The 16,806-nt window shown below is 66.0% G+C and carries 9 protein-coding genes and 4 pseudogenes; 5 read left to right on the top strand and 8 right to left on the bottom strand.

The genetic code is table 11. From position 1 onward, the window contains the following. Positions 1 to 77 precede the first annotated feature (77 nt). Positions 78 to 6,542: an RHS repeat-associated core domain-containing protein gene (locus TNCT1_RS21055; protein WP_160160420.1), complete on the bottom strand. Its 6,465-nt coding sequence runs from the start codon at positions 6,540 to 6,542 to the stop codon at positions 78 to 80. Positions 6,543 to 6,899: 357 nt separating this feature from the next. Here TNCT1_RS21055 and TNCT1_RS21050 point away from each other — a divergent pair, with 357 nt between their 5' ends. Next, on the top strand, positions 6,900 to 8,141 hold the full coding sequence (locus TNCT1_RS21050) for a phospholipase D-like domain-containing protein (protein WP_143634426.1): 1,242 nt from the start codon (positions 6,900 to 6,902) through the stop codon (positions 8,139 to 8,141). 88 nt (positions 8,142 to 8,229) lie between these two features. On the opposite strand, the gene TNCT1_RS21045 is transcribed toward TNCT1_RS21050, so the two are convergent. Further along, positions 8,230 to 8,982, bottom strand: a complete 753-nt coding sequence (locus tag TNCT1_RS21045) for a transposase family protein (protein ID WP_143634425.1) — start codon at positions 8,980 to 8,982, stop codon at positions 8,230 to 8,232. Between the two features lie 363 nt (positions 8,983 to 9,345). Here TNCT1_RS21045 and TNCT1_RS21040 point away from each other — a divergent pair, with 363 nt between their 5' ends. Continuing rightward, the gene (locus TNCT1_RS21040) at positions 9,346 to 10,023 is read left to right on the top strand and encodes a hypothetical protein (RefSeq protein WP_143634424.1); all 678 of its coding nucleotides are present in this window, start codon (positions 9,346 to 9,348) and stop codon (positions 10,021 to 10,023) included. A gap of 217 nt (positions 10,024 to 10,240) precedes the next feature. On the opposite strand, the pseudogene TNCT1_RS21035 reads toward TNCT1_RS21040, so the two are convergent. Beyond that, a pseudogene (locus TNCT1_RS21035) lies at positions 10,241 to 10,694 on the bottom strand (transposase); the annotation flags it as partial. 130 nt (positions 10,695 to 10,824) lie between these two features. Here TNCT1_RS21035 and TNCT1_RS21030 point away from each other — a divergent pair. After that, a pseudogene (locus TNCT1_RS21030) lies at positions 10,825 to 11,580 on the top strand (IS5 family transposase). After that, a pseudogene (locus TNCT1_RS36365) lies at positions 11,579 to 11,785 on the top strand (IS110 family transposase); the annotation flags it as partial. The pseudogenes TNCT1_RS21030 and TNCT1_RS36365, both read left to right, overlap by 2 nt. 25 nt (positions 11,786 to 11,810) lie before the next feature. On the opposite strand, the pseudogene TNCT1_RS21020 reads toward TNCT1_RS36365, so the two are convergent. From TNCT1_RS21020 to TNCT1_RS21000, 5 genes and pseudogenes are all read right to left on the bottom strand, one after another. Continuing rightward, positions 11,811 to 12,008, bottom strand: a pseudogene (locus tag TNCT1_RS21020) (transposase); the annotation flags it as partial. A gap of 181 nt (positions 12,009 to 12,189) precedes the next feature. After that, complete coding sequence (locus TNCT1_RS21015; RefSeq protein ID WP_143634423.1) at positions 12,190 to 12,606, bottom strand: nuclear transport factor 2 family protein; 417 nt, start codon at positions 12,604 to 12,606, stop codon at positions 12,190 to 12,192. A gap of 46 nt (positions 12,607 to 12,652) precedes the next feature. Then, positions 12,653 to 14,110 carry an NAD(P)-binding domain-containing protein gene (locus TNCT1_RS36360; protein WP_373920491.1) on the bottom strand — a complete coding sequence of 486 codons (1,458 nt, stop codon included), beginning with the start codon at positions 14,108 to 14,110 and terminating at the stop codon, positions 12,653 to 12,655. 77 nt (positions 14,111 to 14,187) lie between these two features. Then, a complete protein-coding gene (locus tag TNCT1_RS21005) occupies positions 14,188 to 14,940 on the bottom strand; it encodes an SDR family NAD(P)-dependent oxidoreductase (RefSeq protein ID WP_143634422.1) in 753 nt (250 codons plus the stop codon). A 93-nt stretch (positions 14,941 to 15,033) separates the two neighbouring features. Further along, entirely contained in the window at positions 15,034 to 15,465 is a 432-nt protein-coding gene (locus TNCT1_RS21000) for an Rrf2 family transcriptional regulator (protein ID WP_143634619.1), read from the bottom strand. Positions 15,466 to 15,799: 334 nt separating this feature from the next. Between TNCT1_RS21000 and TNCT1_RS20995 the strand changes: the two genes are divergently transcribed. Next, complete coding sequence (locus tag TNCT1_RS20995; RefSeq protein ID WP_143634421.1) at positions 15,800 to 16,804, top strand: helix-turn-helix domain-containing protein; 1,005 nt, start codon at positions 15,800 to 15,802, stop codon at positions 16,802 to 16,804. The last annotated feature ends 2 nt before the right edge of the window (positions 16,805 to 16,806 follow it).

Genomic DNA, 16,806 nt, shown 5'->3' with positions numbered 1-16,806 from the left:
GACTATCGAGTTGCCGCTTTGTCCTGCGAATGGGGGGTCCCCTGAATGCCCGGCGAGAACCCCCCATCGTATGGCGGCTAGCTGAAGGGTCGCCAGCTGGAGACGGCGTTCCAGGCAGATCGGGCACCCGAACTGGTCTTCTGCCAGGCAGTGGATGCAGTGCTCCGGATACTGGAACCGGCTGCGGACATCTGGCCGGCCGTCACCCACTCACGCCCTGCCATAAGGGTGCTCACGGCACCGAGCGCACAGTCACCCCACTTCTTTTCCATGCAGGAGTCGACCGTAGCAATCACGGAAACACCGAGTACCACGCCTGCGTAGATGCCCACAGCGCCCGCGGAACAGACCACAGAACCGAAACCAACCGTACCGATTTCGCAGGCTGCCCATGCGCCAAAGGCAAGGGTGGCCGCCCCGGAATACCATTGCATCGCATCGTCGGACACCAGACCTTCGTTCTCCGGCTCCGGGGCCTTGCTCTCGGCATCCTTTCTGCATGATTTTGCCGACTTCTGCTTCCCCATGCAAGTGTAGAAGCTCTGGACTTGCTCGAGATTGTCCTGCTTGGCGTTCGAGAACCAGTTGTTGAAGTCGTCCTGGGTGAAGTCCGAACTACCGTTGTAGCCGAGTTCCTCGAGCCAGTTGTACGTCTTGTTGTCGAGGGGTTTTCCGATCGCCGGCGAACCCGCGCTGTTGGATTGGCTGGAGTTGCTGCTGGTCGTACTCAAACCAGCAGTGTTGTCCGTGTATGCGCCCCGGTGCTTTGAGGGTCCGGGACCACAAGCCTCCCAGCCGCCCACGCAGTTGGCGAGGCGGAGGCCTGTGGGGTCCGCGAAGTTGACCGGGTCGTTGTTGCTGTAGCTGTACGCCGACAGGCTTTGTGGCTCCCCTGCGGCGGTCAGGGGGTCGGTGCTCAGGAACCGGCCCAACGATGGATCGTACATACGGGCGCCCAGCAATGACAGGCCTGTCGAGTCGTCCTCCTGCCCGCCCACGAAGCCCCGGTCCGTGGAAGACGGGAGGGAGCTGCCGGTACTGCGCGCCGCACCGAACGGTGTGTAACGGCGTCGCAGGACTGTCCCTCCCACAGCCGTGATGACCAGCTGGGTGGAAGCCTGGTTGTCGCTCAGCAGCCACGACAGCTTGCCGTTGGTGGTGCCGTCGGCCTCGCGCATCGCCACGGAGGCATTGCCGGCGGTGTAGTAGCGGGTGGCCAGGATTGTGCCGCTGCTGCTGGCCTTGTGCAGTTCGTGGCCCTCGAAGTAGAGCACGTTCTCGGCCTTCGACGTCCGCAGCAGGGGCTGACCGTCACCGTCGTAGACGTAGGTGCTGGTCTCGCCTCCCCCGGTGATGCTGCCGACCTGGTGCAGATCGTTCCAAGCCACCGATGTGGCGACACCGCTCACGGTACGCGTGGTCTGCTGACCGGCGTTGTCGTAGCCGTAGCTGTCCGTGCCCCCAGAGGACTTGACGACCGAGGTGACCGCGTGCGGGCGTGAGGTGTCCGCTGTGTAGGTGGATTCGTCCGCGCTGTATCCCGGGTAGTGGTAGTCCCGCGTCACAGCAGTGGCTGTGGACGAGGCCTTGCTAATGACAGACTGAAGGTTGCCGATGCCGTCGTAGCTGTAGCTCGACTGGTAGGGCTCGGGTCCCGCGAAGTCGGACTGGGGGGTGGCCGTACAGGTGGTGGACGCGGTGGTCCACGCGCCGTTCAGCCGGTGCATGTCGTCGTACGTGAAGCACTGCTGCTGGCCGGCCGTGCCCTCACGCAGGCTGGTGATCTGGCCGTTGCCGTTGCGGGCGTAGGTGTCGTTCTGCACCGTGCTCGTGGTGCTGCCCACAGTGGTACGAGTCGTGATGTTGTTCAGCCAGTCGGTGCCCTGGGTGTCGTCGTAGCCGAAGGTGCGGTTGACCGTGCTGCCGGCCGCGGAGGTGCCCATCTGCCGGGATATCAGTCGTCCGTAGTCGTCGTAGCCACTCTGGTTGAGGTAGGTGGCAAGTGGGCTGGCGACCTTTCTCAGCAGCCCGTAACCGTCGTAGGTGCTGGTGACTGTTTCGGCGGGCAGCTTACCCACGGCCGGGTAGTCGACCGATGTGAGGTGGTCGGCCAGGTCGTAGTGGTAGGAGACCTTGTAACCGCCTTCCAATCCGGATCCGTCGACGGGAACCGTGAGCGTCTTGGAGGTGGCTCTGCCTCGGCTGTCGTATCCGCCGATGGTGGACTTGTACGCCTTGCCGTTGCTGATGACGGTCGAGGTCGCCACCTCGCCCTTGCCACCTGTGGCGGTGTCGTACGAGGTCTGGGTCAGGATCGTGCTGCCCTTGCGGACCGCGGTGGGCCGGTTCAGCGCGTCGTAGTCCGTGGTGACCACGGCATTGTTGCCATCAGTGGTGGTCAGGATGTTCCCGTTGTCGTCGTACGACGTGCTGGTGTCACCGGCGTCGGGGTCCTCGGCGGTCAGGCGCTCGCCGGGGAAGTTGTAGGTGTAGTGAGTGGTGTTGCCCTTGGCGTCATGGATGTACTTCAGCTCACCCTTGCGGGTGTACTCGTAGGTGGTGGTGTAGCCAGCCGAGCCGTTGCGCTCCACCTGCTTGACCTTCTGCCCGTAGACATCGGTGTAAGTGTCAGTGGACTGCCCGACGACCGGCTTGACGGTGGTCACGTCGGCGCCGGTGTAGGTGGTGACGACCTTGCCCGCATTCTGGGCGGTGCCGTTGACCTTGACCTGGCTCAGTGTGGTGCGGCCGGCCCAGTCCGAGACGTAGTCGGTGTACGAACGCAGGGCCGTCACGGCCGGATTGACCGGACCGTCGGTCGCCGAACCCGTCGTGTAGAAGGGCGCTGACTTCCCGGCTACGTTACCGGAGGAGTCGTAGCGGGTCACAACCACCGTGCGTCCGGACCCCGAGGGCGCGGGGGTCTGAGTCTCGCGGCTGCGGCCAAGACCGTCCATGTATGCGACGGTTGTGAGGTCGGTCGTGCCGGATTGCAGCACCTTCGACGTCACCCGGAGCACGTCGCCCTGGGCGATGTCCGGCACGCCGGAGGAACTGTCGGCTGTGTGGATGTAGTAGTCGAAGGACAACGACGGATGTCCGCTGGGGGCGTTCGCGACTTCGGTCGGCTTGAAAACCTTCGTCAGCCGGCCTACGGCGTCGTACACCAGCTGTGTCTCGTTCCCGTTGGCGTCGACGACCTTCCAGGGTTGATTCCAGAACCGTGAGTAGTACGTCGTCGTGCTTAGCGGCGTCCCGGTGCCGTCCGCGTTGGGAGCCGGCGTGGTCACCTTGACACCATCAACCGGCCACGAGGTCGTCGGGGAGTACGTGGTCGTGGTTGCCTTCTGCTTACCGTCCAGGGACCTGGTGATGCGACCCGCGCCGTCGTAACCAGCCTTCGCGGTGCGGTACTGGGTCGCGTCCGTGTAGGTGCGGGTCTCAGTCGCGTTGCCGTCCACCAGCATGGTGTCATTCTCGCTGAAGGACGCCGCGTTGTCGTAAAACGTGGTGACCCGGCGGTCCAGGTGCAGAGTGTCCTGGCCGTTGGCCTGGTCCGTCTCCTGCGCGGTACACGAAACGCTGTAGTGCCGCTCGTCGTCCTGGTAAACCATCCACCGCTTGGTTCCAGTGCTGTCGAGGTCGGACGTGTTGTAGGCACGACCGAACTCGGTGCACTGGTTGTCGGATACGCCTGCCTCGCCCTGGTCGTCAACGCGCAGTGGCAGGCCGAACGTGGTGGAGGCGGCTTCGGTGTCCTCGTACTCGTTCTCAATGCGGTGGCGGCGCCACGTCGCCTTGTCCGCTGTCGACGTCGAGACCTTCGTGTACGTGTCGGTCGCCGATTCCCGTACGAAGCGGGCATCAGGCAGTCCCACATAGGCGGCGGTGGTGTGCACCCAGTACTCGTGCCAGACCCGCTCCTGAGAGCTGCCGGCGTCGTCCTGGGTGGACGTTTCGAGGGTTTGGCCGGCCAGCCAGGGCGAATCGGTGTGCTTCGCATCGTCGGAGTCGAGGACGTCGACCGACCGCGTCTGAGAGGCGTCGGTCTTAGAGGTACGGTCTCCGTCGAGTCCGCGGTACAGCCAGTGGTACGTGGCGTGCGCGTTCGCGCCTGCACCGCTGCTGACCTTGACCTTCCCGTATCCGCGCCAGTCCGACCAGGTCTCATCGGCGTCCTTAACCAGCGGATTGGCGGTGAACCGCCAGCCGGGGGCGCCGTCGTACTCATACCTAGTGGTCATCATCGGGTCGCCGTCGCCGGCGTCCCCAGGGTCGACGTCCACCTGTGTGACAACGAACTTCTTGAACCAGCCGCTGCGTTCCGCCGTCTCGCCTTCGGGAACCCACCTCTGTCGGAAGCACTCGAACTTGTTGTCCGACTCGGTCGGCAGATTGTTCTCGTCGCATTGCCGGTCGACAGTGCCGTTCTCGTCCGTGGCGTGGCCGTAGGTGACTGCCACCGTGGAGCCGGTGTCAGTGAAGACCTTGTTCACCCGGCGGAAGTTGAGCTCCCCGGCACCGACCTTGTTGTCCTGCCACTCACCGTTGAAGTTGATGGTGGGCATGGTGATGCCGCCGTCTGAGTAGCCCCGCCGCTGGATGTAGTCCAGCCAAAGCTGGTCGCCGACCGTGCCAGACGGATTCATCAGCGCGTACTTCATCTGGTACTGCTTGACGAGGTCCCATCCCGAGGTGTTGGTGTCGCGCACTTTGACGTTGATGTCCCACAGAAGGTCGCGCTGAAAGAACGTCGGGTAGTACGTCTTGCCCGCGCAGGCGTTGTCGCTGGAGCTGCCGTCGCAGATCAGGTCGACCGGCACGTCCGGGTACGACGCTGGCTTGGATTCGATCGACGGGCAGTTGGTGGTGACCGGATGGCCGAGAGGGTCCTTCTCCTCCATCCGCTCCACGCAGCGGTTCACATGCTGGAAGTCGACCATCGCCGGCAGTTGGGCACCCTCGATCTGGGAGGACCAGCCGTAGTCGATGCGCTCCAGATAGGAACCGGCATCGTATTTGCGGGCCTTGTCCGCGCTGGCAACCGAACGGTAGTAGTTCGTCTCCTTCGCGTAAAAGTAGGAGTTCTCCACCTCATTCGGGGTGACCACACGGTCGAGGTTCCAGCGCCATGCCTGGTTGCAGAAGGTGGGCTGCCCGCCGTCGTAGCAGGGCTCCCCAGGGTCATCGCCGATGACCGGCACGGTGAGCACGGAGTGGGTGGCTTCCCGGACATTGTCGTTGTTCAGTCGTTCGGTGCGGCCCCAGCCGAAGTAGTAGCGGGTGCCGTCCTGAGTGGTGATCACCCAGAACTCGTCCGTATTGTCTGCGTTGTTTGGGCTTCCCTTGAGGTGCTGGACCCTCCAACCCGGGTCATTCTGGAGGTGCCATGCGCCGTCGCCGGTGCCGTCCTTGACCAACTGCGAGGTGACCCCGTTGAGGCTGATGTCGTAGACCGCGCCCGACGGGTCGTCAGTGGAATTGGGCGAGTCCCAGCACAGGTCACCCCACTGCTGGTTCTGGTCCGGTCCGTGACCGTCCTCTATGCAGTTCTTGTACTCGCGCTCGATGAAGCCGACGTTAAGATCCCAGCCCATGCCGACCCAAGAGGCCTGGTTGTTGGACGCTGACGTACGCCCGTCGATGGACTGAGAGTTGTAGCTCAGCGCTAGGTCAGGTGCCAAACCCATGGGTGGCTTAGGCAGTTCGATCGGCACCTGGTAGGTAAAGGCCCCGGACCCGAGACCCACATCCCATTTGCCGGAGGGATTCACCGGCGTGGCACGATAGTCGCCGGAGTCGGAGGAGGAGCCGGACGTCACCGCGTACACAGTCGGGGTGCCCAACGCCGCCATTCCCGAGATTGCTTCCGCCTGCGGCGCCGCAGAGACTGTAGCGGTCAGGGTCTGACCCGCGGTGTCGTTGCTCTGGCCGGCGACGACCTTTCCGTCGGCGCATCCAAGCTTCTCCGGCGTCGTCAACGCACAAGAGGGCAGCTTGACCAGGCGCAGGCGTGAGGCGAAGTTACCGCCGTAGGCTTGGGCGAAGCCCGAGTAGTCGATGGATACTTCGAGCGGACCGGACTTCGCCTCGCCGTCGGCACGACCCACCTTGAGGCCGACACCCACGCCTCCGACCGGAGCGATCTTCTTCCGATCCAGTACCTCGATCCGTGCCCTGGCGGGGCGCTGGCTGGCGTTTTCGGCTCCGCTCTTCGCCGCGGCTTTGGTGGTGGCGGCTTTGACCGACACCACGGGGTGATCCGAAGCCGCTGACACGATCCCACGTGCCTTCGCTGTATGCGCGGGCACGTCGACTGTGGCCTCGGCCCTCTTGGGCCATGTGACCTTGGGTGCTTTCGTCCGTGTCGGCTCGGCCGGCGCGTCGACCCCATGGTCCAACTTCTGCGACGGTACTGCGGGTTTCATTTCATTTGGTAACGCCATGGCCGCCGTAGGCGCCATCACGATCGCGGTCAGAAGTCCGCCCAGCAACCCTTTGGTTACTAGTACGGCTATTCCGCGAGACTTGTGCAGTCTCATGCACCCCATCCAGATTCCTTCGCCCCCACGCGTCCAAGCGGTTCTACTGGCACGCGTCCACGCACAGTTGTGTGCTCGTTCACGCGAACGAGAGCTGCGCGGCGGCTGGACTCTACGGGGGGCTGACACCCGGGGTCTAGGTTTCATCGGCGGGTGACAATCACCATGGATCCGACGGAAGCCGAAAATTTACGCAAACTTCTCGCTGGAAAATCGATGCCTGATCTGTCAAGATCGCGCCTTGTTCGAAAGCAGGGCTGACATACGCGAACTGTCGCACCGTCACGCCAGGCACCAGGGGAGGGGTCCGACATGAGAAGTGCCCGGAATGCCGCGCTACGGCGCGTTGGTACGGTAATGGCCGCCACGTTGATCACCTGCGGGCTCAACGCAACGAGCGGCGAAACGGCCTTCGCGGTCGAAAGTGGGCCAGTCTTCAACGTCCCGACCGGAACTACCGCTGAACAGCAGGCAATCCGCAGTCGTTTTCTCGACGTCATCCAGAGCGCCGAAGTGGGAGGCACCCTCAAGTTGGCGATGTACCACTTTTGGGACACGACTGTCGCGCAGGCCTTCGCAGACGCCCACGCCCGCGGAGTCAACGTTCAGATCGTGATGGACAGCAGCGAGACCACCTCGAGCCACGATGACGAAGCCACCTACCCAGTGCTGCGCGATGCCTTGGGCACGGACACCTCGGCGGCATCCTTCGTAACGATGTGTGGGACCAACCATTCCTGCAACTCCACTGTGGAACCGTCGATCAACCACAACAAGTTCCTGATCTACGACTATGACAACGGCGCCTACTCAACCGTTGTTCAGTCCTCCTCGAACCTCACACCCTCCAGCTACTCCAAGTACTGGAACGACGCGATGGTCATCGACAACGACCACGGGGTCTACCTCGCCTACACCGCCTACTTCAACGCATTGAAGTCGAAGAACCCCGCAAATTGGGCATACCTGACTCCCACCCCGTACAGCCCCTACGCCTACTATTTCTTCCCCCGCCCAGCGGACGACCCCCGTCCCGGAGACACGGTCACCGGCATCCTCAACAACGTCACCTGCACGTACGCCGAGGGCGGTACGACAAAGCACTCCACCGTTCGAATCGGCATGTACAAGTTCACCCGTCAGGCCGTCGCCGACAAACTCAAAGCGATGAAGAGTGACGGGTGCAACGTGGACGTCGTCTATACAGAGATGGACAGCGCCGACTCTACCGGGAGCGCCGGAACGTGGGAGGCACTGCACTACAGCGGCGGGCCGACACTGCGCTGCTTCAGTTACGACGACGACGGCGACGAGTCCACCGCGAGCAGCCCCACACCCCGGCAGATCATCCATTCCAAGTTCCTGCTGATCGAGGGTGATTACGCGGACACTACGGGCCGCAAGGTGATGTGGACCGGCAGCCACAACTACACCGGCCCGGCGTTGACGAAGAATGACGAGTCCCTCCTGAAGGTCGACGATGCCACTGTCTACGCTGCCTACCTCGCCCGCTACAACGCAGTGCGTACCGCTGCAAAGCCGGGCACCAGTGACAACACGCCCGCCTGCAAGGGCGTAACTAGCACGCCGGAAAACTGATCGTCTTGCACTACATTGGAACGCCAGCCAACTTCCGTTCAATGCGCTGCTCGTCGTAGAGAATGCCACTGAGCCTTTTCCATCGTGATCAGGCGGCGAGTTCGAGTGCGAGGACGGCACAGACGACGCCGGTGATCCGGGTGGTGCTGCAGCGGAGCTTCCTCAGGAGGCGCCAGCATTTGAGGGTGGCCATAGCGCGTTCGCCGAGGCTGCGAATCTTGGCGTGATCGCGGTTGTGACGACGACGCCAGCCGCGCCGGTTCTTGCCCCGGAACGGGACGCGGACAGCAGGGCCTGCGCCCTGATACGCCCTGTCAGCCCAGCACTTGACGTCGTCAGCGGCGAGAGCGGCGGGTATGCCGTGGGTCCGGGCCGCGGTCAGATCGTGCACGGCTCCGGGTAGCGCGCCCGAGGCCCAGACCAGGCGGCCGGCTGGATCCGCGAGGACCTGCACGTTCATCCCGTGGTGCTTCTTCTTCCCCGAGTAGTACGGGCGGTCGGCGGCGGTGCGGTCGATCGGCAGTACGGTGCCATCGAGGATCACGTACGCCTTCTTCCGCACCGTCGTTATGGCCTGTTCCAGCGTGGGCGCGAGAGCGGCCAGGAGGTCCACGGCCTCGCGTATGTACCGGTGGACCGTCGCGATTCCGACGCGGAAACCTGCTGCGAGGCGGGCGTAGGTGTCGCCGCATCGCAGGTGGGCCAGGACGAGCATGGCCTGCCGGCCACAGGTCAGGCGACGCCAGCGGGAGCCGATCCGTCGACGGTGGCCTGCGAGGAGACCGGATAGGTGCTGCAGAGAGCGGCTGGACAGGTCGATACCGGACGGGTAGACAAGCACGCGGAAACTCCTGACAGACTGGTGATCTTGGTTGAAAACCCACCTACCAGGGGCTTCATCCTGTTGTCAGCCCAACGGTGTACTGCTGATGCAGGTTGAGAAGGCTCAATGTCAGTACCGTGCTGTTCACTTGGCCGCGTGGACGTCTCAGCTCTGCGCGCCCGTCTGAACGACGCCTGGCGCGCGCCCGAATTGCACTGCCCGCTGCCCATTCATGGGGCAGGGCATGTCTGTGTGCCCAGTGACGCGGAGGATCTGGCCGAGCTGGAGCGCGTCGCTGCGGACGTGGTTGACGGGGCGGGTCGGCCGGTACGTGCCTGGGTCGTCGGGGGTAGGGCAGCAGGGGTGCCCGACGGTCCGCCGGTGGGCGGGGAGGGTGGGCTCCCCATCGGCGGGGAGGGTGGGCTGCTGGAGCTGCGCGGGTGGGTGCTGGCCGAGCACTGGTTCGGATACGGCGTGACGGCCACCGCCGATGGCCCGCGCCGCGTCGTGATCCTCGCCCGGCGCGCGTTCACCCGCCCGCCCGGGGTCGGGTGGGTGGCGTTGCTGCGGGAGGCCACCGGGTGGACGGAGCCCGATCGGTGCGGCGTCGACTGGGCCGCGACGGAGGCAGCGCTGGGCACCGCGCTGCCCGGTGACTACAAGGACATCGTCGACACCTTCGGCGCGGGCAGCTTCGACGAGTACCTGGACCTGCTGGTGCCGGGTGCGCTGGGCACGGATCTAGTCTCCTGGGGCCAGGACATGGCGCGGTACGCCGACCTGTACCGGCCATACCCGGTCCACCCCGCGCCCGGCGGCGTGCTCATATGGGGGACCTCCGAGCAGGAGCTGACCTTCCACTGGCTGACCGGACCGGCCGATCCCGACGACTGGCCGGTTTTGGTGCAGTACCTGGACGGTGAGTGGCAGCGCTTCGACTGCGGCACCGGCGAGTTCGTGCTGCGCCTGCTCACCGACCGCACCCCGCCGTTCGCCTTCCCGCCCTCCGCCGGACCGTTCCCCCACTGGTTCGCCTCATGGGAGCTGCCGGAGGGCTAAGCCCCTGCTAACCCGGCTGTCAGCGCCGCTGACCATGCTCGGCGAAGCGTCTGGGCCGCCGGGACAGACTGCGGATCTGCTGGTCACGACCCCGCTACAGATCGGTTCAGTCGTCAGCAGGCCGATGAGCAGTACAGGGATGAGGTTGGAAAAGGCTCACTGGCGACAAGGGTAAGGGCGTACCCGAACACCCAAGGTCGTCCTCTCGGACGCCATTTCACTTGGTAAGGCGGCGATGACATATGAGGGCCGCGGCGATGGTGGTGAAGGCGAGGAAGTGTCCGGCTTGCGCTCGTAAAGGCGGTGGAGGCGGCGGCAGCCGCACACGGTCCGCTCCACGGCCCAGCGGCGTCAACCCAGGCGTTGGGACGACTCGACGCCTTTACGGGCGAGACGGTGCCCGCGGGAAGCGAGTCATTGCCGCAGGTAGCGGTAGTCGTAGCACTTGTCGCCATGTAGCTTGCCGGGCCATCGACGTCGCGGGCCTCGACGCGAACGGATGGGCGGAATGCCGCGGACAAGCGGGATGAGAGCCCGACTGTCATAGAGGGCGGCGGCGGAGATGCCGACCGACAGGGGCAGGCACTGGCGGTCCACGATGAGGTGGATTTTTGATCCTTTTTGCCACGTTCGGTCGGATTCGGTCCTGTCAGCTGCCCCTTGACTGGTCGCGGACCAGGCGGTGGTGCTTGGCCCAGACCCTGGCCTGGTTTTCGGACCGTGTCTATGTGGTGATCACTCGTTGGGCTGTGCGTGGGGCGGCGTACGTGAAGTTGGATTGCTCCGGACGGCCTGTAGGAGATCGCCGAGCCGCTGATCCCACCGTCGAAGGTGCGGCCGCATGGCGGGGGAACGCAGGACACGCCTGATGTGACGCTGTTCGCGGCGATCATCTACGTGCTGGTCAGCGGTTTGCCTGGCGGGCTCTCCCGCCGTGTTTCGGGGTACCGAAGTCGACCGCGCACCGTCGGTTCCTGATCTGGTTGCGGGCCGACGTGTGGGGTCGGCTGCATGAGGTGGTGCTGCACCGACTCGATGACGCCGGCCTCATCGACGTCTCGCGCGTGGTCCTCGACTCCGCTCACGTGCGGGCTAAAAAAGGGGCGAACTCACAGGTCCGAGCCCCGTGGACCGGGGCAAGCCGGTTCCAAGATGCACGTCCTGTCGGACGCGAACGGACTGCCCCTGGTCGTCGGCGTCTCGGCCGGCAACACCCACGACAGCGAAGCGCTGAAGCCCATGGTCGAGGGTCACCAAACGAGACACGCCCCCCACCGAGGCCGCCATTTCAAGCCTCAGCGCCTGCACGTCGACATCCCCCACCTGCGGAAATGGTTACGCGGTAAGCGCATCGGCGTACGCATCGCCCGCAAAGGCATCGAGTCCAGCGAACGCCTGGGCCGCCGTCGTTGCGTGATCGAGCGGACGATCTCCTGGCTGTCCGGCTACCGCCGACTCAGCCCCCGCTACGAACGCGATCCCCGCAACTACCTGGCCTTTCTCGACCTCGCCGCCGCCCTCTGCTGCTACAAGCGACTGCTCCGCCTCACCACATAGCAAACAGCTCAAACGGGCCTTCTACCTCGCCGCGTTCGCCTCGCTCTCCCAACCAGAGTCCCGGGCCTACTACGACCGAAAACGCCGCGAAGGGAAACACCACGTCGCAGCCCTCGTCGCACTCGCCCGACGCCGCATCGACGTCCTCTTCGCGATGCTCCGAGACGGCACCTTCTACCAACCACCCACCCCAGCTACAGCTTGACGAAAACCATAGAGGCACCTTTTGCCGCCCGGACGCTGACGGAGTCGATCGCGCACCGTGACCAGTCGAGTCGGGCTGCCGCGTTGAGCTCAGCCAACAGGGTCTCGTGGAGCCGCTGCCAGACGCCGGCCTCGTTCCAGTCCCGCAGCCGGCGCCAGCACGTCATCCCGGAGCCGAAGCCGAGCTCCTTGGGGAGGTGTTCCCACTGGATATCGGTGTGCAGGCGGACGGGTCGGTGACCCCTAGTAGCGCCAAGCCGACAGTGACCGCGAGTAGCATGCAGCCGAACCATACCGGGGGCGAGTTCTGCTATCCGTTTCGGCTTCGGTCGTGTCTCGGCTGACCCTATGCGTACGTGCCCGGCCGGGCCGCCCCGGGCCGCGGGGTCCCTGAGTGCCCTCCGCTCAGCCAACGTTGAACGCCTCGGCGACGGTCAATGTGTCCTCGTACAGGTGCATGCGAACGATTCGGCCGTCCTCGACCGCCAGGTGCATGGCCACCGGTGTGGTGAACTCCTTGCCGGTGGGTGCGGCGGTGTGTGTGAAGACCGCCAGCAGCACCACGTCACCACCGTCGACGATGAAGCGTTCCAGCACGACCTTGCTCTGGCCGTGCGCGAAGTGCGGCCACATGGTGGTGAAGTACGGCGCGACCTCCTCCTGGCGGGTGCGGCGCCCGGTCCAGGGCAGTGCGTCGCTGCCGGGGACGTGCCAGTCGATCTCCTCGGAGAACAGTTCCTGGATGCCGTCGGGGTCCTGCCTGCCGAGGCGCTCCAGGAACTTCTCGGCCACGGTCCGCGAGGTCTGAGTATCTGTTGTCATCGTCCTTGTCCTTTGTCTCTTCGTCTCTTGAGGTGTCGGTCGGGCCTCAGCCCTGGAACAGGAAGTGCTTGCCGCTCAGCGGCCCGCCGAGCTGCATGAGCGCCCCGCCTTCGCGCAGCGCGCCAAGGTCGACCGGCGCGAACCCGAATTCGGTCAGCAGCCGTGTGAAGGGGGCCTTGGCGCTCTCGTCGTCACCGGCGAGGAAGACGACCTGGTTGCCGTCCTGGTGCCGGGGATCGGGAGCCATATAGGTGGCGAACATGTCGTTGAATGCCTTGATCAGCGTGACGCCGGGCAGTTGCTGGGCGACCCACTCGCTGCCGGTCAGCGGCGAGACGTCGGCGAAGCCGCGGTAGGGGTCGGACCGGGCGAACTGGTTAGTTATGTCGACCACCACTCGGCCCGTCCAGTCCCCGAGCCGCCGCCCGACCGCGGGGACCGCGCCGAACGGGACGGCGAGCAGGACCAGGTCGGCCGCCGCCGCTTCTTCGAACGTGGCCGCCGAGGCGCCGGGCCCGATGGCAGCGACGGCGTCGCCGAGTGTGCTGGGGCCGCGGCTGTTGCTGACCAGCACCGGGTGCCCGGCGCGTGCCGCGTGGGCGGCCACGGCTTGTGCTGGTGCTCCCGCACCGATGGTGCCGATGGTCTTGAATTCCATGAGGTCACTGCTCCCCTGCGGTCCAGGTTTGGTCAGTTCAGCTTGGGCAATACGGTGCCGGTGCCGCAGGTCCGCGCCGCCGAGATGGTGCTCGGCAGCTCGGCGAGCGGGTAGGCGGCATGAACGGCGAGAAGGTAAGGGACCGCCGTGCGCATCGGCGATGACCGGCACCGGCGTCCCGCCGACCGCCCCCTCCAGCTCGCGCTGCCAGCCGCCGCTTCCGGAGACCACGACGGGCACGTCCGGCCAGTTTGTGCGGACCGTTGACGCAGAACGGTCACTGCGGACGACGGCGACAACGGGCCAGCCACGGTCGCGGGCCTGCTGAACGATGAGCTTGCCGACCGCGGACGCGGCCCCCGACACGAGGAGTGGAGAATCGCTCGGCGCTGCCGCGGCAGCCCTCAGCTCATCGACCGCACGGAGCACGTCACGAGAGGTGATGGTGTTGACGAGCAGGACGCTCGCCGTTTCGTCGCTGAGGGAGTCCGGGACGGCTACGGGGGCCTGGGCCGGCACGGTGATGTGCTCGGACCATGCGCCCAGGGCCGGAAAGACCGCTACCCGATCGTCGACACGGAGCGCCGGCACCGATGGACTCACCGCAGTCACCACGCCCACCGCCTCGGTGCCCAGCCTGCGCCCCGCGGATCCGTCCGGCAGGCCGGTCTCCGTCGCGACCAGATCGCCGCGGTGGACCGGGGAGATGCTGACACGCACTTGGATTTCGTCGGCCCGAGGGGCCGGCGCCTCCGGCCGGTCCTCGATGTGTGCGACGGCTGCCGCATCGCCCGCCGGTAGTGGACCACGCCCTTCATGACGCGCTCCTTGTTGTGTCGAAGCCATTGCCCTGGCGAGAGGGTCGCAAGTACGCGGCAGACGCCCGGGAGCGTCGCCTGCGTCCCGCCTCGCCGATTCGCCGCCTAGAGCTGTGTGACGCCGCCGTCGACGAGCAGTTCCGCGCCGGTGGTGAAACTGCTTTGGTCGCCGGCCAGGTAGAGGGCGGCAGCGGCGATCTCGTCGGGACGGCCGAAGCGGCCGAGCGGGGTCGGCGGGGCGGGCTCGGCCGCGGTGGGCCGATCGTCGCGCGGAAAAGCGGCGACGAGCTCGGCCAGGCCAGGGGTCTCGACAGGGCCGGGGGTAAGAGCGTTGACGCGGATTCCGCGGCCGGCCAGCTCAGCGGCCCAGGTGCGTGCGAGGCTGCGGACCGCGGCCTTGGAGGCGGCGTAGACGCCCAGGCCCGGGGTGGCCAGCAGGGCCGAGTTGGAAGAGATCAGCGTCACCGAGGCGCCGGCCGTCAGCAGCGGCAGCGCCTTCTGGACAGTGAAGACCGTGCCCTTGAAATTGATCGAGGCAGTGCGGTCGTACTCTTCCTCGGTGATCGTGCCGAGCGGGCTGTATTCCCCGACCCCGGCGTTGGCCACCACAATGTCCAGGCGGCCGCTGCGGTTCGTGATCTCGGCGAAGACCCGGTCGAGGTCGCCGAGATCGGAGGCATCGGCCTGGATGGCGATGCCTAGGGCTCCGACCTGTGCGACGGCGGCGTCGAGCTCGGTCTTGCGGCGCCCGGTCAGGTAGACGGTGGCGCCCTCGGCGGCGAAACGGCGGGCGATCGCCAGGCCGATGCCGCTGGAGGCGCCGGTGACGAGGGCGGTCTTGTCGTCCAGTTGTCCCATGAGATTTTCCAATTTCTTAGTGTAACTATTTTGGTTACATCGGTGGCCGTGGAATGCGACCCCCCTCGATCAGGGGAAGTCGACGGTTAGAGGTCAGGCGGCTTTCAAGACGTCCCGCAGCACGTCCTCCAGCGTGGTCTTGGCCAGCTCCCTGCACAGGGCGGCCTCCACGTCGTCGTAGACGGCGGTCAGCGCCGACCCGATACCGTGGCCCACGACGCACTCGGGGTCCGGTGTCGCGCGATGCAGGGCGAAGACCGGTCCCGGTTCGATCGCCCGGTAGACGTCGAGCAGGGTGATTGACGCCAGGTCCCGCGAGAGCATCCAGCCCGCCCCCGCACCCCGCCGTGAATCGGCCAGGCCGGCCTTGCGCAGCTCGCCCAGCAGGCGGCGGATCACCACTGGGTTGGTGTTGACGCTCGTCGCGATCTGCTCGGAGGTGGCGACCTCGTGGCCACGCCGCTGATACAGCCCGATCCATGTCAGGGTGTGCGCCGCGATGGTCAGTCTGCTGTTGGCGCTCACGTCGGACTCCACCTCCCTCGTCCCTCAGGACTAGTCGTAACTATAGTCGTTACAACCCCTACGCGGCAAGCCCTCCGCCCCCCTGCCGCTCCGGACCGGGCCGGGCCGCCGTGGTAGGGGGCCGGCCACAGGCCACTGGAGGCGACCGTGCCGGTCGCGGGTCGCGGCCCCCGACCACGACGCCGGGCGGGCGTACCGCCGACTTACCTGACGGCCTGTGTCCTGTCTTATCGGACCTCGACCGAACTCAGGACATTGATCGGCCCGGTGCCGCCTCACCCTGCTGCTGGTTTCATGTGGTGATCTGCCGCCGGTTCGGTGTCCGGAGGATGGCATGGAGAAGGTCTACGACAGTTCGGACTACTCGGCGTGCGATGCTCTCGATGCCTGGGCGGCCACCACCGCGGATGCCGTGATGCCGACCCTGTTCCGGCTGGTCGGCACCGACACGTTCCACGGCTGCCTTCAGACGAGTGCGCTGGGTGCGGTGCAGGTCTCGGTGATGGCCTACCACTCGTTCCACTGTGTGCGCACTGCGAAGCTGATCCGCAGAGCGGACCCCGAGTGCTTTCAGCTCGCGTTCATGCGGTCGGGCAGGCATGTGCTGGAGCAGAGCGGTAACAGGACGGCGCTGCGTGCGGGTGAGATGGCGGTCTTCGACAGTTCGCGGCCGTTCGAGACGTGGGCCGACGGTGAGTCGCTGCTCGTCCAGGTGCCGCACACCCTTCTTGGGCTGCCGGTCAGTCGTGTGTACTCCCTCGTCTCGCGGCCGCTGCCCGCGGCGGCGGGCATGGGGCGGCTGCTGGGGGACTTCCTCGTCGGCGTGGAGCGCGAGGGCACCGCCCGCACCGAGCAGGACGCTCTCCGGCTCGCGACCGTCTGCCTCGATCTGGTCACCGCCGTACTCGCCCACCATCTGGAGCGTGAGAGCGAGGTCCCGGCCGGATCACGCCGGCGCGTCCTGTTCCTGCGCGTCACCGCGTACATTCAGCGCCGCCTGGGCGACCCTGGCCTGAGCGTGGAGTCCGTCGCCGCCGCGCATCACATCTCGGCGCGATCGTTGCACCGCCTGTTCCAGCAGCACGGGATGAGCGTGGGCGCCTGGATCCGCAGCCAGCGCATGGAGCACTGCCGCCGTGAGCTGGCCGACCCGTGGCGGCGCCACGAACCCGTCGCCGCCATCGCGGCCCGCTGGGGCCTTCTCCGCCCCGCCGATTTCACCCGCGCGTTCCGCACCCGCTACGGCGTCACGCCGAGCGACTACCGGGAGCAGCAGACGCACGCTCGCGCGGCGGACGCGCGCCCGGTGCCCGAGGCGGGCGACGCCCCGGGCACGTGACC

Source organism: Streptomyces sp. 1-11 (genome assembly GCF_007176755.1).
GTDB lineage: Bacteria > Actinomycetota > Actinomycetes > Streptomycetales > Streptomycetaceae > Streptomyces.
This window is presented reverse-complemented; position numbering and strand designations above follow the sequence as displayed.